This is a genomic window from Streptomyces sp. NBC_01788 (assembly GCF_035917575.1).
In the GTDB taxonomy this organism is placed as follows: domain Bacteria; phylum Actinomycetota; class Actinomycetes; order Streptomycetales; family Streptomycetaceae; genus Streptomyces.
The window spans coordinates 2,571,599-2,592,602 of sequence record NZ_CP109090.1 but is presented as its reverse complement, the minus strand read 5'-3'; the positions used below and the strand labels follow the sequence as shown (position 1 = coordinate 2,592,602).

Annotated in this window: 22 protein-coding genes, 1 tRNA gene and 1 pseudogene; 11 read left to right on the top strand and 13 right to left on the bottom strand. The window is 71.7% G+C overall.

The genetic code is table 11. From position 1 onward, the window contains the following. Nucleotides 1–19: 19 nt before the first annotated feature. Nucleotides 20–94 (top strand) — tRNA-Val (locus OIE49_RS11970). 71 nt (nt 95–165) lie between these two features. On the opposite strand, the gene OIE49_RS11965 is transcribed toward OIE49_RS11970, so the two are convergent. Continuing rightward, on the bottom strand, nt 166–513 hold the full coding sequence (locus OIE49_RS11965) for a hypothetical protein (RefSeq protein WP_326802300.1): 348 nt from the start codon (nt 511–513) through the stop codon (nt 166–168). A gap of 126 nt (nt 514–639) precedes the next feature. Between OIE49_RS11965 and OIE49_RS11960 the strand changes: the two genes are divergently transcribed. Continuing rightward, complete coding sequence (locus OIE49_RS11960) at nt 640–870, top strand: DUF2277 domain-containing protein (RefSeq protein WP_326802299.1); 231 nt, start codon at nt 640–642, stop codon at nt 868–870. Between the two features lie 52 nt (nt 871–922). On the opposite strand, the gene OIE49_RS11955 is transcribed toward OIE49_RS11960, so the two are convergent. Both OIE49_RS11955 and OIE49_RS11950 read right to left on the bottom strand, forming a co-directional pair. After that, entirely contained in the window at nt 923–1,558 is a 636-nt protein-coding gene (locus tag OIE49_RS11955; protein ID WP_326802298.1) for a DedA family protein, read from the bottom strand. 212 nt (nt 1,559–1,770) lie between these two features. Continuing rightward, nucleotides 1,771–2,424 (bottom strand): HNH endonuclease family protein, encoded by a 654-nt coding sequence (locus OIE49_RS11950; RefSeq protein ID WP_326802297.1) that lies wholly within the window; start codon nt 2,422–2,424, stop codon nt 1,771–1,773. Between the two features lie 434 nt (nt 2,425–2,858). Between OIE49_RS11950 and OIE49_RS11945 the strand changes: the two genes are divergently transcribed. Both OIE49_RS11945 and OIE49_RS11940 read left to right on the top strand, forming a co-directional pair. Beyond that, entirely contained in the window at nt 2,859–3,437 is a 579-nt protein-coding gene (locus OIE49_RS11945) for a TMEM165/GDT1 family protein (RefSeq protein ID WP_326802296.1), read from the top strand. A gap of 242 nt (nt 3,438–3,679) precedes the next feature. Then, entirely contained in the window at nt 3,680–4,339 is a 660-nt protein-coding gene (locus OIE49_RS11940) for an HAD-IA family hydrolase (RefSeq protein ID WP_326802295.1), read from the top strand. 28 nt (nt 4,340–4,367) lie between these two features. On the opposite strand, the gene OIE49_RS11935 is transcribed toward OIE49_RS11940, so the two are convergent. Then, nucleotides 4,368–5,474 carry a peptidoglycan-binding domain-containing protein gene (locus tag OIE49_RS11935; RefSeq protein WP_326802294.1) on the bottom strand — a complete coding sequence of 369 codons (1,107 nt, stop codon included), beginning with the start codon at nt 5,472–5,474 and terminating at the stop codon, nt 4,368–4,370. Nucleotides 5,475–6,446: 972 nt separating this feature from the next. Between OIE49_RS11935 and OIE49_RS11930 the strand changes: the two genes are divergently transcribed. Then, a complete protein-coding gene (locus tag OIE49_RS11930; RefSeq protein WP_326806197.1) occupies nt 6,447–8,438 on the top strand; it encodes an MDR family MFS transporter in 1,992 nt (663 codons plus the stop codon). Between the two features lie 3 nt (nt 8,439–8,441). Here the strand turns inward: OIE49_RS11930 and OIE49_RS11925 are convergent, their stop codons facing one another. Both OIE49_RS11925 and OIE49_RS11920 read right to left on the bottom strand, forming a co-directional pair. Further along, nucleotides 8,442–8,942, bottom strand: a complete 501-nt coding sequence (locus tag OIE49_RS11925; protein ID WP_326802293.1) for a GNAT family N-acetyltransferase — start codon at nt 8,940–8,942, stop codon at nt 8,442–8,444. Between the two features lie 125 nt (nt 8,943–9,067). Then, nucleotides 9,068–9,472, bottom strand: a complete 405-nt coding sequence (locus OIE49_RS11920; RefSeq protein WP_326802292.1) for a J-domain-containing protein — start codon at nt 9,470–9,472, stop codon at nt 9,068–9,070. A gap of 100 nt (nt 9,473–9,572) precedes the next feature. Between OIE49_RS11920 and OIE49_RS11915 the strand changes: the two genes are divergently transcribed. Then, nucleotides 9,573–9,965 carry a hypothetical protein gene (locus OIE49_RS11915; protein ID WP_326802291.1) on the top strand — a complete coding sequence of 131 codons (393 nt, stop codon included), beginning with the start codon at nt 9,573–9,575 and terminating at the stop codon, nt 9,963–9,965. A gap of 51 nt (nt 9,966–10,016) precedes the next feature. On the opposite strand, the gene OIE49_RS11910 is transcribed toward OIE49_RS11915, so the two are convergent. Together OIE49_RS11910 and OIE49_RS11905 are read right to left on the bottom strand one after the other, a co-directional pair. After that, nucleotides 10,017–10,688, bottom strand: a complete 672-nt coding sequence (locus tag OIE49_RS11910) for an O-methyltransferase (protein WP_100567023.1) — start codon at nt 10,686–10,688, stop codon at nt 10,017–10,019. 100 nt (nt 10,689–10,788) lie between these two features. Beyond that, nucleotides 10,789–12,150 carry an MFS transporter gene (locus OIE49_RS11905; protein WP_326802290.1) on the bottom strand — a complete coding sequence of 454 codons (1,362 nt, stop codon included), beginning with the start codon at nt 12,148–12,150 and terminating at the stop codon, nt 10,789–10,791. Nucleotides 12,151–12,565: 415 nt separating this feature from the next. On the opposite strand from OIE49_RS11905, the gene OIE49_RS11900 reads away from it, so the two are divergent. Together OIE49_RS11900 and OIE49_RS11895 are read left to right on the top strand one after the other, a co-directional pair. Next, complete coding sequence (locus OIE49_RS11900) at nt 12,566–14,599, top strand: bifunctional glycosyltransferase 87/phosphatase PAP2 family protein (RefSeq protein ID WP_326802289.1); 2,034 nt, start codon at nt 12,566–12,568, stop codon at nt 14,597–14,599. A 91-nt stretch (nt 14,600–14,690) separates the two neighbouring features. After that, on the top strand, nt 14,691–16,625 hold the full coding sequence (locus OIE49_RS11895; protein WP_326802288.1) for a glycoside hydrolase family 5 protein: 1,935 nt from the start codon (nt 14,691–14,693) through the stop codon (nt 16,623–16,625). Nucleotides 16,626–16,635: 10 nt separating this feature from the next. Here OIE49_RS11895 and OIE49_RS11890 read toward each other — a convergent pair. Further along, a pseudogene (locus OIE49_RS11890) lies at nt 16,636–16,980 on the bottom strand (LuxR C-terminal-related transcriptional regulator); the annotation flags it as partial. Between the two features lie 151 nt (nt 16,981–17,131). Here OIE49_RS11890 and OIE49_RS11885 point away from each other — a divergent pair. Then, nucleotides 17,132–17,383, top strand: a complete 252-nt coding sequence (locus OIE49_RS11885; protein WP_326802287.1) for a hypothetical protein — start codon at nt 17,132–17,134, stop codon at nt 17,381–17,383. Nucleotides 17,384–17,389: 6 nt separating this feature from the next. On the opposite strand, the gene OIE49_RS11880 is transcribed toward OIE49_RS11885, so the two are convergent. Further along, nucleotides 17,390–17,824, bottom strand: a complete 435-nt coding sequence (locus tag OIE49_RS11880; protein WP_326802286.1) for an ATP-binding protein — start codon at nt 17,822–17,824, stop codon at nt 17,390–17,392. Between the two features lie 89 nt (nt 17,825–17,913). Here OIE49_RS11880 and OIE49_RS11875 point away from each other — a divergent pair, with 89 nt between their 5' ends. After that, nucleotides 17,914–18,762 (top strand): helix-turn-helix domain-containing protein, encoded by an 849-nt coding sequence (locus tag OIE49_RS11875; RefSeq protein ID WP_326802285.1) that lies wholly within the window; start codon nt 17,914–17,916, stop codon nt 18,760–18,762. Then, the gene (locus OIE49_RS11870; protein WP_326802284.1) at nt 18,722–19,000 is read left to right on the top strand and encodes a DUF397 domain-containing protein; all 279 of its coding nucleotides are present in this window, start codon (nt 18,722–18,724) and stop codon (nt 18,998–19,000) included. Before OIE49_RS11875 ends, OIE49_RS11870 begins: the two co-directional genes overlap by 41 nt. Nucleotides 19,001–19,003: 3 nt before the next feature. Here OIE49_RS11870 and OIE49_RS11865 read toward each other — a convergent pair whose 3' ends face one another. The 3 genes from OIE49_RS11865 to OIE49_RS11855 form a co-directional block, all read right to left on the bottom strand. Continuing rightward, complete coding sequence (locus tag OIE49_RS11865; RefSeq protein WP_326802283.1) at nt 19,004–19,537, bottom strand: PH domain-containing protein; 534 nt, start codon at nt 19,535–19,537, stop codon at nt 19,004–19,006. 62 nt (nt 19,538–19,599) lie between these two features. Then, on the bottom strand, nt 19,600–20,283 hold the full coding sequence (locus OIE49_RS11860) for a YoaK family protein (RefSeq protein ID WP_326802282.1): 684 nt from the start codon (nt 20,281–20,283) through the stop codon (nt 19,600–19,602). Nucleotides 20,284–20,398: 115 nt separating this feature from the next. Further along, nucleotides 20,399–20,818, bottom strand: a complete 420-nt coding sequence (locus OIE49_RS11855) for a transglycosylase SLT domain-containing protein (RefSeq protein WP_326802281.1) — start codon at nt 20,816–20,818, stop codon at nt 20,399–20,401. Nucleotides 20,819–21,004: the final 186 nt, after the last annotated feature.

The window sequence follows — 21,004 nt, the reverse complement described above, 5'->3', positions numbered from 1 at the left end:
TAGGCTGTCGGCTGGTCCCGGGTGCGTAGCTCAGCGGTAGAGCGCCTGCCTTACAAGCAGGATGTCGGCGGTTCGAAACCGTCCGCGCCCACCAGTTGCAGATGAACAGGGCCCAGGTCGGCGGGTTGAAACCCGGAGACCTGGGTCCTTGTCTTTTGCGCTTCGCTAGGCCTCGTCCTCGTTGTCCGGGGGCTCGTGGGTGTGTTTCAGGTGGCTTCGGGCGGTGACGCCGTCCGGGCCGGGCAGGTCCGACCAGTAGCGGTGGGTGCTGACGAACACCGCGAGTTCGTGCTCGCGGCGGCGGAGCTTTTCGACCGCGGCCTGTTCGTCGGGCGTCCAGCCCGGTGAGGCCGGGCGCTCCACCTTGCGCCAGCCGCCGTCGTCGCTGAACCCGTCCAGCGGCTCGACCGACCAGGGCAGCCGCTTGAGCAGGGCGGCCAGCTCGGCCCGGACCTGGTGCAGCTCCTCCTGACCGGCGAGGAGGTCACTCGGAAAGTCGTAGCGCGTACCCACGGTTGCAATGCTACGCCTGTTCGAATTTGGGGCGCGAGTGCATCGGGTGGGTTCATGCGTTCGAGGTCGCCTCGGGGGCGCCGGGGCGCTTGCGCGGTGCGCGCGGGGCGTGCTGACACTGGGGGCATGTGCCGGAGTATCAAGACATTGCGCCCGCCCGCGTTGCCCGAGGAGGCGACCGAGGAGGAGGTCCGGGCGGCCGCGTTGCAGTTCGTGCGGAAGGTCTCGGGGTTCCGGGCCCCGGCCGCGCACAACCAGGAGGTCTTCGATCGGGCGGTCGACGCGATCGCGCAGGCCACGGAGGAGTTGCTGGCGGGCCTGGAGGTGCGGGGGCGGATGGCGCGTGGGGCCGAGTGACGGGCCGGGGTGGCCGGGGGCGGCTGCGGATCCGTGGCGGTGGGGGCCTCTTTTACGGCGCTTCGGCCGGCTTCGGGGCGCGGCGCATCAGGTAGACCGCTCCCGCGCCCGCCGCGAAGAGTGCCGCCACCGATACGCAGGTCGCGAGCCAGGCTGCGCCGAGCCAGCGGGTGCCGAAGTAGCCGAGGGCCACGCTGTAGGTCGCCCAGGACAGGCCGGCCAGCGCCGACCAGGGCAGGAACTCCCGTACCCGGCGGTGTGCGGCGCCGGCGCTGAAGGAGACCACCGAGCGGCCGGCCGGGGCGAAGCGGGCGAGGACCACCAGTGCGCCGCCGCCCCGGGACAGGGCCGTGCCGAGTCGTTCCTGTGCCCGGCTCAGCCGCCGGGAGCGGGAGATCGCGCGGTCCAGGCGCTCACCGCCGTGCCGGGCCAGACGGTAGGCGACGAGGTCACCCAGTACGGACGCCGTCGCCGCGCAGAGGGTCAGGGCCAGGATGTCGGGCACGTTCTGCGGGACGTGACCGGTCGCCGCACCCGTGCCCGCGGCCGCCGCCGTGGCGGCCGTCACTATCAGCACGCCGCTGGGCAGGACCGGCAGGAACACGTCCAGCAGTACGGACGCGGCCACTATGACGTAGATCCATGGAGTGCCGGTGAGTGCCCCCACCCTCGCCACACTCTCCAGCACCGAGAACTCCCCCCGTCACCCCCGTGAACCGCGGACCGTGCCGCGGTGTCGCGCGGGAGCGGCAAGGAGCGGCCTGTGAAACCTATACAGCGTACGCCGGAAGTGTGACAGAAGTTTCACTGGGGGTGTATGTGGTTGGGGGGTTGGTTTCGGACGGCCTCCGCCGCCGAGCGCAGTGCGCGGCGACGGAGGCGGGTGGGGAGAGCCGAGGGTCAGCAGGCGGCGAGGTAGTTCTGGAGCGCGGTCTTCTCGGCCGTGTCGACGGAGAGGTTGTAGTAGTACTTCACCTGCACCCAGGCGCGGACGTAGGTGCAGTGGTAGGACGTCTGGGTCGGCATCCACTGCGCCGGGTCCTTGTCGCCCTTGGACCGGTTGGAGCTGGCCGACACCGCGATCAGCTGGGGGCGGGTCAGGTCGTTGGCGAACGCCTGGCGCTGGGCGGTGGTCCACTTGCTCGCGCCGGAGTCCCAGGCCTCGGAGAGCGGCACCATGTGGTCGATGTCCAGGCTGGAGGAGACGGTGAAGGTGACGCCGTCGTACGCCGACTTCCAGCTGCCGCTGACGGCAGCGCAGTTGGCGTCGGTGACGACGTTCGATCCGTCCCGCTGGAGGACCGTCTCGCGGGTGTCGCACTTGCCGCTGATGGTGATCCAGTGCGGGAAGAGGGCGCGGTCGTAGCCGGTGTGGTTCGGTGTCGCGACGGTGAGCGAGGCGAGGTAGGTGCGGGCGGTGGCCGCGCTGACGGGGGTGGGGAGAGCCGCGGAGGCGGTCGGGCCGTTCAACAGGCCTATGGAGGCTATGAGTCCGGTGATCGCCGCGACTATGCTGAGCCGTTGACGCGCGTAGAGCTTGAACCTGCGGGACATGCTGACTCCCTTGGGGGTGAGGGGCGTTGGGTTCGAGCAGGGGGGCGAGGGAATGCTCGCCGCGCAGTGTTGCGAGCGGGTGAGTGTGCGGTGAGAAGTTAGTGACACGTGCATGACACAGCAAGGGGTGTGACGGGACTTGCTGTCCGCTGTGATGTGGATCTCGGTGCAGGCCGGGGCGCGGGGGCGGTCGCGTACGATGGGTGACGCGGAAGGGGAGTAGCTCTTCGCCGGACCGTCGACATACTGCTCAGCTCTGCTGAGCCGGCGCCCGGAGGCGGGCCTCGTGAGCGAGGCCGGCCAGCGAGACCTTCGGTGAGCAGTGCACGCCCGTGCCGTACGGCAGGGGTGAACCCGTGTGCTGCCCTGCCGAGGCGTCTTGTCGCATCAGTCACAGCACTCTCGGCGGGGTGGCCCCGACCGATTGAGGAACAGTGATCACCTTCAGCGTCCTGGCGCTCGTCTTCGGCGTCGTCTTCCTCGCGGAGCTGCCGGACAAGACGGCACTCGCGGGGCTCGTCCTCGGTACGCGCTACCGGGCCTCGTACGTCTTCGCCGGTGTCGCCGCCGCGTTTCTGCTGCACGTGGTGCTGGCCGTGGCGGCCGGCAGCGTGCTGACACTGCTGCCGCAGCGGATCGTGCACGCGCTGACGGGTGTGCTGTTCCTCGGCGGCGCGGCCATGCTGCTGCTGAAGAAGGGGGACGGCGAGGAGGAGGTCCGGCGGCCCGAGGACCAGTCCTTCTGGAAGGTCGCGGGGACGGGATTCATGCTGATCCTGGTCGCGGAGTTCGGTGACCTCACGCAGATCATGACGGCGAACCTCGCGGCTCGTTACGACGATCCGCTGTCGGTCGGAGTGGGGGCGGTGCTGGCGCTGTGGGCGGTGGCGGGCCTGGGGATCGTGGGGGGCAAGGCGTTGATGCGGAGGGTGCCACTTGCCTTGATCACCAAGGTGGCGGCGTTGCTGATGGTGGGGTTGGGCGTGTGGGGCCTGTGGGAGGCGGTGGCGTGAGCCATTGGGGCCGCGCGCCGGCTTCGCCCCTCCATCCGCCCGTCCCGCTGGGGTGAGGGGCCCCGGCTCTGGGGCTTCGGCCCCGCTCCGCGTCGGAGGCGTGGTGGCGGGATGCCGGGATGTTTTGTACCGTGGAGAAACAAAGTGGCTCCCGTCCTCTTTCCCTGACCGGTGGACGGGGCCGCCTTGTTTCTTCGGGGGCGTGCTCCCACGCCCCCCTTCGCGTGTCTTGGAGTTTGCCGATGACGGCCACCGCCGTGTTCACCGCCCGCGCCCTCCTGCTGGACATGGACGGCACCCTCGTCAATTCCGACGCCGTCGTCGAGCGGATCTGGCGTCGCTGGGCCGACCGGCACGGGCTGGACGGCGACGAGGTGATGAAGGTCGTCCACGGTCGTCAGGGGCACGCCTCGATGGCGCTGCTGCTGCCGGACCGGCCCGTGGAGCGGAACCTCGCCGAGAACGCGCGCATGCTCGCCGAGGAGACCTCGGACATGGACGGCGTGATCCCGATCCCCGGGGCGGCGGAGTTCCTCGCGGGGCTGCGGGGCGTGCCGCATGCCCTCGTCACCTCCGCCGACGTGGCCCTCTCCACGGCCCGGATGGCCGCCGCGGGCCTGTCCCTGCCCGACGTCCGCGTCACCGCCGAGTCCGTCGGGGCGAGCAAGCCGGACCCCGAGGGCTTCCTCAAGGGCGCCGCCGAACTGGGAGTCGCGCCCGCCGACTGCGTGGTTTTCGAGGACTCCGGAGCCGGGATCGCGGCCGGCCGCGCCGCGGGCATGCGGGTGATCGGTGTCGGTCCTCGTGCCGGGTTCCACCGGCCGGACGCCGTCGTGCGGGACCTGACCCAGGTGCGGGTCGAGGCCCTCGACGACGGGGGCGTCCGGCTGCACGTCGCCTAGTGGTGGCGGCGCCGGGACGCACCTTGGGTCAGGGCGCCTTCGTCTCCGACTCCAGGCGCGCCCTCGTCGCCGGTCCGTACACCCCGGGGTCGTCGCCGCTGATGCCGCGGGTCCACTGGTACGTGCGTACGGACTTCTCGAGCCTGTGGCCGAAGAAACCGTCGGCCTTCCCCGGGAACAGGAACAACTGGCCCAGTCGTAGCTGGAGTTCGGTCACACCGGCGCCCTGGTCGCCGCGGCGCAGCACCGGGGCCGGGGCCGGGGCCGCCGGGGCGCTTTCGCGCAAGGTCGTCGCCGTCTCCGTCGGCCCGGCCGACTCCGGACCCGGGGCGGGAGCGTTCTCCGCCTCCGGTCCGGACGGCGACGGCTCCGCCGTCCCCGGCGCCGAGGCGGACGCGGACGGCGAGACGTCCGCGCCGGGCGGCGGCGACTCGCCCGTCGACGCGGCGACGGAAGGCGTGTACGACGGCACGGTGGACGTCGACGCGGACGCCGTGGGCGTCTCCACCCACGCGTCCGGGACGCTCTCCCGTACCTGACGGGAGGCGTGGTCCCGTTCCGGTGACTCGTAGGAGAACAGCCCGCTCGCGAACCCCGCCCCCGCCACGACGGTGACCACGGCCGCGCCTGCGGCGACCACGACGGCGGGGCGGGTGCGCCGGCCACCATGGCGGGTGCCCGCCCGGCCCGGCCGGCCCGCTGGGTCTCCGGAGCCCTCAGCGCCGGCGGCCGAGTTCCATGTGGCAGCCCGGTCCTCCGCCGTCGCCGTGTCGAACATGCTCACGTCGGCCGCGCTCGGTTCACCCGGCGGCGGTGCGAACAGGCCGGTCGCGGGTGGGGTGGTGCGGGCCGGCGGCTGTGCGGGGATGGCGCGTAGCGCCATCGTGGACTCCGCGGGGGTGCCCTGTTGTCCCGTCGAGGGCTGAGCCGAAGTGTCCTGCCGGCCCGGAGCGGACCCGGTGGGGTCGCCCTTCTGTGCCGTCCGCGCATCAGCGGGAGCGGCCCCTCGTGCCGACGCGGCCTCAGCGGGGAGGGCGCGCAGCACCATCGTGGAGTCGGTGTTGGGGGAGGAGGGCTGCGGCTCCTGCCCGGCGGCCCCGGCGGCGCCGGCCGTACCGGCGGCTCCGGAGGTCATGGTGCCTTCGGTGGCCCCGGAGGTCCCGTCGGCTTCGGCGGGCCTGGTGGCTGCGAGCGCTTGGGCGGCCCTGCTGTCTACGTTGTCTCCGGTGGCCCCGGCTGCCTCAGCGGCTCCGGCTGTTCCTGCGGTTGCGGCGGCTCCAGCGGCACCAGGGGATTCAGCGACCCCGGCGGCTCCGGTGACCCCGCCATGCCCGGCGCCCCTCGCCGAGGCGCCGCCCTCGGCCGAAGCATCGCCCCCCGCCGAAGCGTCCGGCGAAGTACCGCCCCCCGCCGGAGTAACCCCTGTCAGGACGTCCGCGGCCGTGCCCTTCGGTGCCGGTGGCTCCCCGATGTCCACGTACGGCCGTATCCGTAGTGGATTGAAGTCCTCCGCCGCCGCGGCCTCGGCCGTCCGGGTGTTGCGGAGAGCGTCGGCCGCCCGGCTTCCGCAGGCGCATGACGGGGTGTTGTCCAAGCCCCGGGGCACCCCGCACTCGGGGCAGGCATGCCCCTTCCGCTCTTCCACGCGTCGGTCCCCTCCCGTACGAACTCCAAGGATTATGCAGATCCTCCACACACCTTCTCCCCCAAGGGCCCCCGGAATGGCGGCGTCCGGGAGGACTCAACAGGCCATAACCGGACACACCGATGACGATGGAAGATGTCACGAGAGCGTCGGGAGGACTCCATGGCCGGCGATGGGCACGGCAGGACCGGCATGACGGGGACGACGGGCGACGCCCCGGGCGAGGTCCCGGGCGGCGACCGGCCGTCGTCGGCCGTCGCCGCGTCCCCGCGCGTCCCGCAGACCGAGCGCGTCCCGCAGAACGAGCAGGGTCGCCAAGCCGAGCAGGGTACCCAGGCCGAGCAGCGTTCCCGAGCCCAGCAGCGCCCCCAGGTCGAACAGGGCCCCCAGGCCGAGCAGGGTCCGCCGGGTCCGCCGGGTGCGCAGGCCCCGCCCGGTGGTGCCGCGGCTCCGCCCGAGCAGGTGCCCGGCAACGTCCTCGTCTCGATCGGCGCGCTGCTCCTCGGCATGCTTCTGGCCGCGCTCGACCAGACCATCGTGTCGACCGCGTTGCCCACCATCGTCAGCGACCTCGGCGGACTGGAGCATCTGTCCTGGGTCGTCACGGCGTATCTGCTGGCGTCGACCGCCGCGACTCCGCTGTGGGGCAAGCTCGGTGACCAGTACGGGCGCAAGAAGCTCTTCCAGACCGCGATCGTGATCTTCCTGATCGGTTCCGCGCTGTGCGGCATGGCGCGGAACATGCCTGAGCTGATCGGGTTCCGGGCCCTGCAGGGCCTGGGCGGCGGCGGGCTGATGGTGCTGTCGATGGCGATCGTCGGCGATGTCGTCTCGCCCCGCGAACGCGGCCGTTACCAGGGGCTGTTCGGCGCGGTGTTCGGCACGACCAGTGTGCTCGGGCCGCTGCTCGGCGGCCTGTTCACCCAGCACCTGAGCTGGCGGTGGGTGTTCTACGTCAACATCCCCGTCGGCATGGTCGCCCTCGCCGTGATCGCCGCCGCCCTGCGCATCTCCCCCCGATCGCAGCGGCACGTCATCGACTACCTCGGCACCCTCCTCATCGCCTCGGTCGCCACCTGCCTGGTGCTGGTCGCCTCGCTCGGGGGCACCACCTGGGGCTGGGGCTCGCCGCAGATCATCGGCCTGATGGTGGTCGGCGTCGTGCTCGTCCTCGCGTTCCTGGCCGTGGAGCGGAGGGCGGCCGAGCCGGTGCTGCCGCTGAAGCTGTTCGGCATCCGCACGTTCTCCCTCTCCGCGGTCATCAGCTTCATCGTCGGCTTCGCCATGTTCGGCGCGATGACCTATCTGCCGACGTTCCTCCAGGTCGTGCGGGGCATCTCGCCGACGGTGTCCGGTGTGCACATGCTGCCCATGGTGGTGGGCATGCTGTCGGCCTCCACCGGTTCCGGGCAGATCGTCAGCCGGACCGGCCGCTGGAAGGTGTTCCCCGTCGTGGGCACCGCCGTCACCGCGATCGGGCTGCTCCTGCTGCACCAGCTCGACGAGCACAGCGCGACGCTCGTGATGAGCGTCTGCTTCTTCGTCTTCGGCGTGGGCCTCGGCCTGGTCATGCAGGTGCTCGTCCTCATCGTGCAGAACTCCGTCGGCTACGAGGACCTGGGTGTCGCCACCTCGGGCGCCACCTTCTTCCGCTCCATCGGCGCCTCCTTCGGCGTGGCCATCTTCGGTACGGTCTTCGCGAGCCGCCTCGGCGACAAACTGACCGCCGCCTTCAAGGGCGTGCCGCTGCCGCCCGGAGTGTCGGCGAACACGCTGAAGTCCGATCCGCGCGGTATCGCCGCCCTGCCGGCCGCGCTGCGTCCGGCGGCGCTGCACGCGTACGCGTCCGCGATCACCGATGTCTTCCTCTACGCCGCCCCGGTCGCCCTCGTCGGCTTCGTACTGGCCTGGTTCCTGAAGGAGGACCGGCTGCGCGGCTCGGTCACGGCCCCCGACGTCACGGAGACGTACGCGACCAACCCGGTCGAGCGGTCCTCGTACGACGAGGTGTGCCGGGCGCTGTCCGTGCTGGGCACCCGCGAGGGGCGGCGCGAGATCTACCGGGAGATCACGGCGCGGGCGGGCTACGACCTCGACCCCGCGACGAGCTGGCTGGTGCTGCGGATCAAGAAGTACGGCTGGGTGGAGCCCGCGCTGCTGGCCGAGCGCAGCACCCTGCCGCTGAGCGCCATCATCGGGGCCGTCCGTGAGGTCGAGGAGCGGCACCTGGGCGAGCGCCGGGCTGTGGACCTCGTACTGACCGGCGCGGGCCTTGAGGCCGCCGAGCGTCTGGCGCACGCCCGGGAGGAGTCACTCGCCGAACTGCTCGGCGACTGGTGGGGCCCGGACCGGCCGACCGATCTGGTGCAACTGGTGAAGGAGCTTACGGGGGAGCTGTGCGGGTCCGACTCCGAACGGCCGCACGAGGGACGCCCGGCGACGCGTCCGGCCTGAGCCTCAGGCGAGGGACTTGGCGAACCAGTGCTCCGCGTACGGGTCCTCGTTGTGTGGGGCGGTCTCCGTGTAGCCGAGCCGGGTGTACAGGGCGCGGGCCTCCGCGAGGTCGCTGCGGGTGTCGAGGATCATTCGGCGTGCGCCCAGCGCGCGGGCGGCGTCCTCGGCGGCGGTGACCAGGAGGGCGGCGCCGCCTCTGCCACGCACCTCCTGGCGCAGGAACACCCGGGTGAGTTCGGCCCGTTCCGCGTCCAGCAGCCGTACGCCCGCGGTGCCGGCCGGGCTGCCGTCGTACCGTGCGAGGATCAACTGGCCGGTGGGCGGGGAGAGTTCTGCGCCCGCGTGGGCGGCGATCTCCCGTTCCAGCTCGGCGGGGTCGGTGCGGTGTCCCTCGTGCAGCAGGTACCAGCGGTCGCTGACCTCCGTGTAGTACGCGCGCCACAGTGCGGCGGCCGCGGGGGAGTCGACGGGTTCCGGGGCGATGGTCCAGGTCACGACCGACATTGTGGGGACGCGGTGGGGGGCGGGCGCAACCGGTTAAGCACGCACCGGACGGAGAACTCGGCCGCTCGGGCCCACTCGGCCGTCCGGGCCCACCCGGCCGTTCGGGCCCACTTCGCCGTCAGGGTCTACTCGGCCGCCGCGCGCCGCGTCCGCCACTCCTGGACGACCTCCTCGACGTCGTACCGCTTCAGGCCCAGCGGCGGGCCCGGCGGCGGCTTCAGCATCATGTCGAGGATCTTGGTGTTGATGTCCGCGATGACGGCACGGACGATCCGCTCCGAGGGGGCCGCGAGCGCCGCCGCGAGCGCGTCCTCGGCCTGCTTGCGCAGCGCGAGCGTCGGTGGCAGGCAGGACAGGCCCTCGCGGGCCATCTTCCGCTTGACCCACCACAGCTCGTCGTACGTCATGTCGTCCGGCAGCGGCTCGCCCGCGCCCGGCAAGCGGTCGAACTCGCCGCGCCGCTGCGCGTCACGGATCTGCTTGTCGACCCAGGACTCGAACGGAACACCGGGTGGCTTTCGCTCGGTCATGGGCCCATTGTGCCGGACGTGGCCCCGCCTGGCGTTTTATCATTCGGCGGCGGTCAGGCAATCCGGCCACCGCGCGAAAGACGCCACAGGGAGAACCGACGTGCTCGAACTGACCATGGCCTCCGTCTCCGGGACGGATGCGGGTGCCACGGCCGGGATGCTCATGGCCGACGCTCCCAGCGAGCCGGGCGCCGCGCTGCGGGTGGGCCGGGACCCGGCCGTCTGCCGCCTGGTGACGCCCGACGACTGGCTGTTCGTATCCCGCGTCCATCTGGAGTTCCAGTGCGCGGCCGACGGGACCTGGCAGGTCACCTGGCTGCGCGGCTCCCAGCCGGACCCCTCCTCCGAGGTCCGGCTGACCCTCGGTGAGTCCACCCAGCCGCTCGCCTACGGCGGGACCGTCGCGCTGCCCCGGGGCGGCTCCGGCGAGATCGTCGTGCAGGACCGCACGAGTCCGCGCAGCGTCAACGTCGGGTTCTTCCACGAGGTATGAGCACCGCCCGGGTGACGGCGGCGGAGCGGCGGCCCCGGCCGTTCGCTCCCGCTACTCCAGCACCCGCGCCAGCGCGAAGCCGTCGTGGCCCTTGCTGCCGACCGTCTGGATCGCCGTGCCGTCCAGCCTGGGGTGCTCGGCGATGAGTTCGAGGGCGGCGCGGGTGCCGAGCACGCTCGGGTCGGTGCTGGTGGGGTCGGTGACGTGGCCGCCGCGTACGACGTTGTCCAGGACGATCAGGCTGCCGGTGCGGGTCAGGCGCAGGGCCCACTCCACGTAGTGCCGGTTGTTGGCCTTGTCGGCGTCGACGAAGACCAGGTCGAAGGGCGGCGGGTTCTCGTCGGCGAGCTGGGGCAGCGACTCCAGGGCGGGACCCACCCGCACCTCGGCGACCCGGTCCAGGCCGGCGCGCGCGATGTTGCGGCGGGCCACGTCGGCGTGGCGGGGGTCGTACTCAAGGGAGATCAGCCGTCCGTCGGCGGGCAGCGCGCGGGCCAGCCAGATGGTGCTGTAGCCGCCGAGCGTGCCGATCTCCAGGATGGCGCGGGCGCCCTGGACCTGGGCGAGGAGGTGCAGCAGCTTGCCCTGGTTCGCGGTGACGTTGATGTGCGGCAGGCCCTCCGCGTCGCTGTCACGCACCGTGGCCTGAAGGGTTTCGTCCTCCGGGGACAGCAGAGTGGTGAAGTAGTCGTCCACGTCGTCCCACAGCTGCGAGTGGCTCATGAACCAGGCCTTTCGTATGTCTAGTTAGATTCTCTAAGTAGCTGCGCTAACGAATATAGCCGGGTGCGGAGGCGCTGTCAGGCAATGACGGGCAGGGCGTTCACGCCTCCACCGACGGCGCCGAGCCCGGCAGCGGACGGCCCGCCGACTCCGCCATGAACCAGACCGCCGCGCCGCCGATCAGCGAGGCCGCCATCATGTAGTAGGCGGGCATCATCAGGTCGCCGGTCGCGCCGATCAGGGCGGTGACCACCAGCGGGGTCGTCCCGCCGAACAGTGAGACGGAGATGTTGAAGCCGATCGACAGCGAGCCGTAGCGGACCCGGGTCGGGAACAGCGCCGGCAGGGCGGACGGCATCGCGGCCGTGAAGCAGACCAGGAGCAGGCCCAGGGCGGCCATGCCGAGGCCGACCGCCGCCAGGCTTCCCTGGCGGATCAGCAGCAGCGCCGGGACCGACAGGAACAGGAAGCCCGCGCAGCCGGCGGCGATCACCGGGCGGCGTCCGACGCGGTCGGTCAGCGCTCCCGCGAACGGCTGGACGATCATCATCAGGGCCATCACGCAGAGGACGACGAGCAGTCCGTGCGTCTCGTCGTACTTGAGCACGCTGGTCAGATAGCTCGGCATGTACGACAGCAGCATGTAGTCGGTGACGTTGAAGACCAGCACCAGGCCCACGCACAGCAGCAGCGCCTTCCACTGGCCGGCGATCATCTCGCGCAGCGGCACCTTCGGGCGTGACTCGCACTTCTCGGCCTCCGCCGCGAACGCCGGGGTCTCCTCCAGGCGCATCCGCAGATAGAGGCCGATGATGCCCATGGGGCCCGCGATCAGGAACGGGATCCGCCAGCCCCAGGAGGTCATCTGGTCCGAGGACAGCAGGGCCGTCATCAGGGTGACCAGGCCCGCGCCGCCGATGTAACCGGCCAGGGTGCCGAACTCCAGCCAACTCCCGAGGAAGCCGCGCCGCTTGTCCGGGGCGAACTCGGCGATGAAGGTGGACGCCCCCGCGTACTCGCCGCCGGTGGAGAAGCCCTGCACCAGCCGGGCCGCGAGCAGCAGCAGCGGCGCCCCGACGCCGATCGTCGCGTAGGAGGGGATCAGGCCGATGGCGAAGGTGCCCACGGCCATCATGATCATGGTGAAGGCCAGCACCTTCTGGCGGCCGATGCGGTCGCCCAGTGGGCCGAAGACCATGCCGCCGAGCGGGCGGACCAGGAAGGCCGCGGCGAAGGCGCCGAACGTGGAGAGCAACTGCGTCGTCGGGTTGCCTGAGGGGAAGAAGACCTTGCCCAGCGTCACCGCGATGTAGCTGTAGACACCGAAGTCGAACCACTCCATGGCGTTGCCCAGCGCGGCGGCCCTCACAGCGCGCCGGACGAGTACCGGGTCGGTGACGGTGGTGTGGCGGCTCTTGGTGAGAGAGACGGGCCGGGGTGCGGTGACGGTGACAGCTGACAAGGCTTCGCTCGCCTGCCTTTCGACGGGGACAGGGACCCGGCCCGTGCGGCGGCGCTGACGCGGGGGCCGGATGCAGCCCACCTGGGCAGGCCGAAAATCGACCATACGGCTGTTGATGTCCGTTACGCACCGTACGCGCGTCGGTGCATAGTGCACCTAAATGCGGGCTGTCCAGGCACTTGGTCCCCGCACGGACCGTGATCGGCCGCTCCGCACTGTGATCCTTGTCGCGCCCGGCCGGGGGAACCGAACCCCCCGCGGACTATCGTCATCCTGACAAAAGGCGAGCGGACGACAGGTGAATCGGGGGTAGCCGCGTCCCTCTCCGGGGGAGGCGCGAGCCTCTCGGAGACGGCGAGAAGGAGTTCCCGGCGCGGGAAGAGCGCGGGACGTACGGGCGGGAGGCCGAGGGGGCGTGGCGAATGCGGAGCACGGTGGGGGACCGGCGGCGGCGTTCGGAGCGGCGGCGGACCCGGCCACGGCGCGCCTGCACGCGACCCGCCTGGGTCTGTGGCTGATCGCCGCGATCCTCGCGATACGGCAGGTGGCCGCCGTCCTCACCACCCCGCGCGGCAGCCGGCTCACCGACCTGGAGACCTGGGCCGGACCGAACGGCGTCCTGCACGTCAAGGGGTCGCTGTACGAGTCGACGCAGTTCACCGGCACCCCCTTCGGCGGTCTGGTGCTCAAGCCGCTGACCAGGGCCGCCGAGCAGGCCCTCGGCTGGGGATGGACCTTCGGCACGCTGCTGCTCGTGGCCGCCCTCGGGCTGATCGCCGCCCGCGCCCTGCCCGAGCCCGTCGGCCGCCGCACCTCCCTGCTGGCCGCACCCGTCGCGATCAGCCTGCTCATGCTGTCGCTGCCGGTGCGCAACACGCTCTGGCTCGGCCAGACCAGCATCATCCCGGTCCTGCTCGTCCTGCTCGGCTGCTTCGTCGTACGCGGACAGCGGGCCGGCGGCGCGCTGATCGGCCTCGCGGCCGCGCTCCAGCCCGCGGTGCTCCTCTTCGCGCCCCTGCTGTGGTTCACCCGGCGCCGGCAGGCCGCCGTCTCCACCGCCGTCACGTTCGCCGCGTGCACCGCGCTCGCCTGGGCCGCGATGGCGCACGACTCCCACACCTACTGGGTGCACCACATGGCGGGCGTGGGTCTCGGCGGCCGCGCCGACGCCCTCGCCAACCAGTCCCTGCACGGCGCCCTGCTCCGGCTCGGCCTGACCGGCCCGCTGGAGGTGGGCCTGTTCCTGCTGCTGGGCGCGGCGGTCGCCGTGCTCGGCCTGCGCCGGGCCGTGCGCTACGCCCGCGACGGCCAGCTCCTGCTCGCCGTCGCGATCACCGGCTGCGCGGCGATAGCGGTGTCGCCCACCACCTGGCAGCACCAGCTCCTGTGGGTGCTGCTCGCGGTCGTCGGCCGGGTCGGCCGCCGCGCCTCGGACCGGTACGTCTGGCCGGTCGCCGTCATCCTCGTCATGACCCTGCCGGCGACGATGATGCTGCCGCACATGGCGGTCCTGTACCCACTGCGGGACAACATCGTCCTGCTGGCCGCCCTCGCCACCGCGACGGCCGTGCCGTTCCTGGCCCGCGCCTCGGAGCACTACGCCTCGCCCGTCCCCACGCAGTACGCGCCGCCGGTCCCGGCCCGCTTCCGGCGGGTCCCCCTGCTGCCCTTCCTGCGCCGGGTCCTCAGCCGCCCGAACCTGCTCCTCGAACTGCTCCTCATACGCGTCACCTACGCCGCCTACCAGCAGGTCCGCCTCGCCGCGACCGGCGGCACCATCTCCGGCGGCCGGTCCCGCGCCGAGCGGCACGGCGACGAGATCCTCTCCATCGAGCGCTTCCTGCACATCGACATCGAGCACGCGGTCAACCACGCCGTGGTGAAGATCGACTGGCTGCGGAACTTCTTCGACTTCTACTACGAGTCCTTCCACTTCGTCGTCCCGCTGACGGTCCTCGGCGTCCTGTACTGGCGCCGCCCGGTCGACTACCGCTGGGCCCGTGCGGCCCTCGGCTTCGCCACGCTCCTCGCCCTCGTCGGCTTCTGGCTCTACCCCCTGGCCCCGCCCCGCCTGATGCCGGACCTCGGCATCATCGACACGGTCCACGGCGTCCAGGACTTCTCCCAGCCGGACTACGGCACCCTGACGGCCCTGACCAACCAGTACGCGGCGATGCCGTCCCTGCACTTCGGCTGGTCGCTGTGGTGCGGCGTGGTCATCGCGGTCGTCGCCCCGAAGTGGTGGATGAAGGCCCTGGGCCTCCTCCACCCCCTCTTCACGGTCTCGGCCATCGTCGCCACCGGTAACCACTGGGTGCTGGACGCGGTGGGCGGCGCGATCGTCGTCGGCGCGGGCTTCGGGCTGACGTACCTGCTGTCCGGCCCGCGCGCGGCCGCCGAGCCCGCCGCACCGGAGAGGCAACCGGCACCCGAACTCGCCACCCGCTGACCCGGGTTCGGCGGGCAGGTCTGGACTGATGCCGGAACGTCCACCATGCTGACGCATACATGACAGCCACGGTCACTCGGGACGGTCAACCATGCGTCGATTCCTGGGCCGGGCCGGCCTGACCGCCGTGCTCCTGCTGGCGCCCCTGGCGCCCCTGGCGCCCGTCGCTCCCGCGGCCGCCGTGGGGAAGGAGGTCGGCGCCGAGGCTGCGGCGGCCTCCGCAACCGCCGCGGACTGGACGCCGCCGCTCAGCACGCGGGGCCGCTGGATCGTCGACGCGAACGGGAACCGGTTCAAGCTGCGGTCGGGCAACTGGCACGGGGCCAGCGGCACATGGAACGGCTCCGGGAGCACCGAGGACGACGCCAACCACCACGCGGGCGAGAACTCCGACCGCGTCCCGCTGGGCCTGGACCGGGCCCCCGTGGCCGAGATCGTCTCCGGCTTCCGGGAGATCGGGATCAACAGCATCCGGCTGCCCTTCTCCAACGAGATGATCCACGACGACCGACCCGTCACGGACCGCGCCGTCGCCGCCAACCCCTCGCTGCGCGGAAGGACACCGCTTCAGGTGTACGACGCGGTGGTGCGCGGACTCACCGACGCCGGACTCGCCGTGATCCTCAACAACCACACCAACACGACGCGTTGGTGCTGTGGAGTCGACGGAAACGAACGCTGGAACGCGAGCCGGTCCACCGGGGCCTGGGAGAACGACTGGCTGTTCATGGCCCGCCGCTACCAGGACAACAAACGCGTCGTCGGCGCCGACCTCTACAACGAGGTGCGCCGCAGCGTCTGGGACGACCCCAACTGGGGCCTCGGCGACGACCACGACTGGTTCGCCGCCTCGCAGCACGTCGCCGACCGCATCCTCACGGAGGCCGACCCCGACCTGCTGATCATCGTCGAGGGCATCAACTGGACCGGCATCCCCGTCGACGGCTTCGCGCACGGGCGCCCCACCCTGGAACCCGTACGCCGCCTCTCCCACACACTCGTCGACTCCGGCAAGCTCGTCTACTCGGCCCACTTCTACGACTACACGGGCCCGAACCACAGCGGCGCCACCGGGCTCGGCGAGACCAGTGACCCCCGCTACCGCGACCTCGGCCCCGCCGAACTGACCGACGTGGTGAACCGCCAGGCGCTCTACGTGGCCGCCGAGCAGGACCAGCACTTCACGGCCCCGGTCTGGATCAGCGAGTTCGGCGTCGGCGGCCGCGAGGAGACCGGCGCCGCACCGCGTGCCTGGTTCGAGAACTTCGTCGACGACCTCATCCGCACCGACGCCGACTTCGCGTACTGGCCACTCGTCGGCTGGCACGAGAACCGCAAGGGCAACGGCTGGGCCCTGCTGCACTGGGACTCGGCCGGCCACCGCATGGGCGTCTACGACGGCGACGACTGGCGGGCCGGCGCCTGGACCCGGCTCGTCCGGGCCCAGGGACGCACCGGCCCCGTCGCCCCCGTGGCCGACTGGTCGATGCTCAGCCCCGACCACGGCGACTTCGTCGCCTCCCGGCGGATGCGGGCCCTGCCCGACTGGAACCCCGGCGCCCGCAAGGCGGTCTGCCCCGACGGGCAGCGCCTCCTCGGCCTCAGCCACACCGGCAACCGCGGCCTGTGCGCGGACGTGTCCACCGGCCCCCTGGCGAACCCGGCCGGCGCCCACGAGGTCGTCGTCGACGAGCGCCATGTCGCCCCGGGCCAGGACTGGGCCAGTGGCTACACCAAACTCCAGTGCGCCGACGGCCAGTTCCTCACCGGCTACAGCGTCCGCGGCGCCGCCGTCTCCGCCGCCCTGTGCACCGCGGCCCCGGCCGGAGCACTCGGCACGAGCGGCCGGACCGTCTGGTTCGACCGGAGCGACAACAGGGGCACGTCCCCCCAGGGCGGCGACTTCGCCTACGGCCACTACAAGGGACAGTGCGCGAACGACGAGTACCTGGCCGGAATCGCCTACACGGGCCGGCTGGGATCCAGCCGGACCCCGGACGCCCTCTACTGCCGGAAGCTGGGCTGAGGGCGGCCGCTCACGCCGAGGCCAGGAAGCGCAGTACCGCCAGCACCCGGCGGTGGTCGCCGTCGGCCGGGGACAGGTCGAGCTTGGTGAAGATGCTGTTGATGTGCTTGGCCACCGCGCTGTCCCCGACCACCAGGGCCTCGGCGATACCCGCGTTGGATCGACCCTCCGCCATCAGACCGAGGACCTCGCGCTCCCTGGGCGTGAGCCGGTCGAGCGGGTCGCTGCGGCGGCGCAGCAGAAGCTGGGAGACCACCTCCGGGTCGAGCGCGGTGCCCCCGGCAGCCACCCGGCGCAGCGCCGCGACGAACTCCTCGACGTCGGAGACCCGCTCCTTGAGCAGGTAGCCGATCCCCCGGTTGTGGTCGGCGATCAGGTCCGGCCGGCGGCAGCGGTGGGCGAGCGCGGCCCTGGTGGTGGCCGGCCTGGCGCTGCTCCCGTGGCTGCTGGTGCTGGCGGGGTGCCTGCCCGGCGGTTCCGGGCCGGTGCGGTGGAGCACGGCGTGGGTGGGGCTGGACGCGCTGGAGTCACTGGGGCTGGTGGTGACGGGGCTGCTCCTGGCCCGGGCGGACGCCCGCCGCTGCGTCACCGCCGCGGGGACCGCGACGCTGCTGGTGGCGGACGCCTGGTTCGACACGACCACGGCCTCGGCGGGCGAGGCGGCAGCCGCCCTGGCGATGGCCTTCTGCGCGGAGCTGCCGCTGGCGGCGGTGTGCGCCCTGGTCGCCTGCCGAGCCCTGCCCGGGCGGACCCGGTGAAGCTCCTCACGGCGGGAGTGTCCCAGCGCCCACGCACTCGAACCACACGGTCTTTCCGGCCCCTGCGCGCGGCTCCACGCCCCACCTGTCGGTCACCGCGTCGACCAGCAGCAGTCCCCGTCCGCCCTCCGCCTCCGGCGACAAGTCCAAGGGCACGGCGGGCAGTTGCGGCGACCCGTCCGTCACCTCCACACGGACCCCGTCCGTCTGCCGCAGCACCAGCAGCGTGCAGCGCCGGTCCGGGACATGCCGTACGACGTTGGCGACCAGCTCGGTCACCGCCAGCTCCACCGCGTCGGTGAGCCCGGCCAGGCCCCAATCACCCAGGCAGGAACGGACGATACGGCGGATGTGCCGAGCGGAGTGCTCACCGAGGGTGAGGCACATGCGGTACTGGTCGGGACGGGGTCCCGCCAGGACGGAGGGAAAGTAGTCGTTCACGGTACGAGACTGACCTGCTGTCACTACGCTGGGCTACCGCCTGAACACAACGGGTCCGCCTGTGGGGCGTCGCGTGAAAGGGGTCATGCGTGACCAACGTCAATGTCCTCGACCCGGGAGCCTCGCCGCTCGACTACTACGGCTTCGAGTTGCGCCGGCTCCGGGAGGCCGCCGGTCTGACGCAACGGCAGCTGGGCGACATCATCAACTACACCGGCTCGCTGGTTGGACAGGTCGAGACGGCGCGGAAGCTGCCGACGCCGGAGTTCAGCGAACGGGTGGACGCGGCGCTGGGCACGGACGGACTGCTGTCCAGGCTGGTCGCGTTGGTGATGCGCAGCCAGCTTCCGGCGTGGTTTCAGCAGGTGGCGGAGCTGGAGGCGCGAGCAGTCAAGATCCACACTTTCCACACCCACCTGGTGCACGGTCTGTTGCAGACCAAGGCGTACGCGCGTGCCGTCCTCAGTGCGATGCATGTGGTCGACATCGATGACCGCACCGCCGTACGGCTGGCTCGCCAGCGCATCTTCGAGAAGAGCGAGCCTCCGGTCTTCTGGTCCGTGCTCAGCGAGACCGTGCTGTGCCAGGAGATCGGTAGCCGGGAGACGATGCGGGGTCAACTGGCCCGCCTGCTGACCTTCGAAACCAACCCGCGCGTCAACATCCAGGTGCTGCCGTTCTCGGCCGGTGTGCACGCGGGACTTCAAGGCTCGTTCGACGTCTTCCACTTCGCCGGAGACCCCGACATCGTCTATACGGAGGGCTACGGCAGCGGGCATCCGAGCGCCAATCCGGAAACCGTCACGGACTGTTCGCTCCGTTACGATCACCTCCAGGCCGCCGCGCTTTCGCTCAGGGATTCGGCGGAGCTGATCCGGCACGTGATGGAGGAGCGTTATGGGGAGCAACGTGGTGCCGACGAAGATCCAGTGGCGTAAGTCCAGCTACAGCGGCGACCAGGGCGGATCCTGCGTCGAATGTGCGCCGCTCGGCGCCCTGGCCTGGCGCAAGTCGTCGTACAGCGGCGACCAGGGCGGCAACTGCCTCGAAATCGCCGAAACGCCGGAGGCCACCGTGGCCGTACGGGACTCCAAGACTCCCGCCGGGCCGGTGCTCACCCTCGCGCCTGCCGCCTTCACCGACTTCGTGTCGTGGGCGGCTGCGGACGCCGGCTGATCGTCAGCCGGCGACCGGCGGTACCTGCCCGTTCCACTGGTGGCTGCGCTGCTCGTTCTCCACGGCCTCGTAGATCAGGCCCTGGAGGCCCTCCGGGTCCGAGACGTGCTTCAGTTCCAGCATCCCGTGCTCCGAGGCCGACTGGACGGTCAGCGTCCCTTCGCGCAGGATGCGCTCCCACAGCGTGGCGCGGAACTCGACGTCGTTGACGCGGGCCAGCGGGATGCTGTGCCCGGTCTTCGTCAGGAAGCCGGTGCGCACGGAGACCCGCTTCGTCGTGACGATGTAGACGGTGCTGCGCCAGATCAGCAGCGGCCGCAGCCAGAACCAGACGGAGATGACCACCGCCACGCCCAGCACCACGTAACGGACGACGGTGCCCCAGTCCTTGTCGGACGGAATCACCCACGCCAGCGCGCCCGCCACGGCCCAGACGAGGACGAGCACGACGAACTCGCCCACCATCTGCGTCCAGTGCTGGCGGGTCGCATGTATCAGTTCCTCGTCATCGGCCAGATGACGGTGCACGTTCACCATGGGCGGCATCCTGGCACATCAAGTGCCTTGTGAGTACGGCCCCTCCCACCGGAGGCGGGGCGTCATTCGCGTCCCGACGTCACCGCGGCCAGGATGCCCGCCATGGCCGCCGCGATCAGCAGGGGGATGCCCAGGTCGTGGTGGACGACGAGCCAGGCGCCGAGGACGGCGCCGGCCAGCATCGCGATCACGGAGGCCGTGCGGCGCGGGGAGCGGCGGCCCGTGCCGCCGCCGGCCTTGGAGTCGGCGGCGAGACCCGTCAGGGTCCTGGTCAGGACGGTGGTCGTCAGGTCGGGCACGTTCAGCTTGATGACCGTCGCGTTGCGCAGGCCCATCGCGAAGGCGGTCAGGGCGATGACGGAGTACACCATGGCCTCCGTGCCCGGCGCCGTGAAGGCCACCACGGCCGACGCCGCGACCAGTACGGCCTCGGCGGCGAGGGTCACCCTGGCCCAGGTGCGGCGCGAGCCGGTGCCGTAGCGCACGGCGACCCGGCCGCCGACCGCGGCGCCCACCAGGAAGCACACCAGAGAGGTGGCGGTGTGCGGCACGGAGAAGCCCGGTGCCCCGGCGGCGGCGAAGCCGAGCACGACCACGTTGCCGGTCATGTTGGCGGTGAAGACGTGCCCGAGCCCGAGGTAGCTGACCGCGTCGATCAGTCCGCTGACCACGGTCAGCCCCAGGAGCACCGCCACCAGGCGCAGCCCGCGTGCCTCGGGGGCGTCCGGGGGCGGGTCCGTCGTCATGGGGTCAGGAAAGCAGAACGGAGGGGGAGGTTGCGGCCGGACACGGCGGAGGCGGCGGCCCGGGGGATCGGGGGCCGCCCCCTCCATGGGTGCCGTGAGACGGCTCGGGGCCGGCTCAGTACCAGCCGTGGGCCCGCCAGAACTTCCAGGCGCCGGCCGGGCTGCCGTAGCGGGACTTCATGTACTTCAGGCCCCACTTGATCTGCGTCTTGGGGTTGGTCCGCCAGTCGGCGCCCGCCGAGGACATCTTGGACGCGGGCAGCGCCTGAACCAGGCCGTAGGCACCGGAGGCGGCGTTGGTGGCGCGCGGGTTCCAGCCGCTCTCCCGCTGGACGATCTTGCTGAACGCGTGGAACTGCGCGGCATCCGGGATCATCTGGCGCGCGGCCGCCTTGGCGTAGGCGGCGGAGTGCCGCGGGGCCGCGTGGGCGGGGGCCGAGGTGAGGGCCAGGGCGGCGGCGGTGGCGGCGGCCACGGCGGTGGTGGTGAGGGCCTTCGTCGGGGTGGCGGTGGCGCGGAGGGCGGAGACGGTCATGGATCACCTCTCACGTCGGGGACAGGGAATCGCGGGCTGCCGCGCACCACGGAGTGTGGGGCGGGGCGTGCCCTCGGCTCAGCCCGCCCGGTGCGGGCGGGGCGGAGCCTGGCGACGCCGTACAGAAAAGCAGGCGGGAACTCCGCCCGCAAACACCCCCTTTTGCTGGTTTCCGCCGCTTTTACG

Excerpts from the sequence above, each read along its gene's own strand:
- OIE49_RS11960 (WP_326802299.1), top strand. The coding sequence starts at position 640 with ATGTGCCGGAGTATCAAGACATTGCGCCCGCCCGCGTTGCCCGAGGAG.
- OIE49_RS11950 (WP_326802297.1), bottom strand. The coding sequence starts at position 2,424 with ATGTCCCGCAGGTTCAAGCTCTACGCGCGTCAACGGCTCAGCATAGTC.
- OIE49_RS11940 (WP_326802295.1), top strand. The coding sequence starts at position 3,680 with ATGACGGCCACCGCCGTGTTCACCGCCCGCGCCCTCCTGCTGGACATG.
- OIE49_RS11935 (WP_326802294.1), bottom strand. The coding sequence starts at position 5,474 with ATGACCTCCGGAGCCGCCGGTACGGCCGGCGCCGCCGGGGCCGCCGGG.
- OIE49_RS11925 (WP_326802293.1), bottom strand. The coding sequence starts at position 8,942 with ATGTCGGTCGTGACCTGGACCATCGCCCCGGAACCCGTCGACTCCCCC.
- OIE49_RS11920 (WP_326802292.1), bottom strand. The coding sequence starts at position 9,472 with ATGACCGAGCGAAAGCCACCCGGTGTTCCGTTCGAGTCCTGGGTCGAC.
- OIE49_RS11910 (WP_100567023.1), bottom strand. The coding sequence starts at position 10,688 with ATGAGCCACTCGCAGCTGTGGGACGACGTGGACGACTACTTCACCACT.
- OIE49_RS11895 (WP_326802288.1), top strand. The coding sequence starts at position 14,691 with ATGCGTCGATTCCTGGGCCGGGCCGGCCTGACCGCCGTGCTCCTGCTG.
- OIE49_RS11870 (WP_326802284.1), top strand. The coding sequence starts at position 18,722 with ATGGGGAGCAACGTGGTGCCGACGAAGATCCAGTGGCGTAAGTCCAGC.
- OIE49_RS11865 (WP_326802283.1), bottom strand. The coding sequence starts at position 19,537 with ATGGTGAACGTGCACCGTCATCTGGCCGATGACGAGGAACTGATACAT.
- OIE49_RS11860 (WP_326802282.1), bottom strand. The coding sequence starts at position 20,283 with ATGACGACGGACCCGCCCCCGGACGCCCCCGAGGCACGCGGGCTGCGC.
- OIE49_RS11855 (WP_326802281.1), bottom strand. The coding sequence starts at position 20,818 with ATGACCGTCTCCGCCCTCCGCGCCACCGCCACCCCGACGAAGGCCCTC.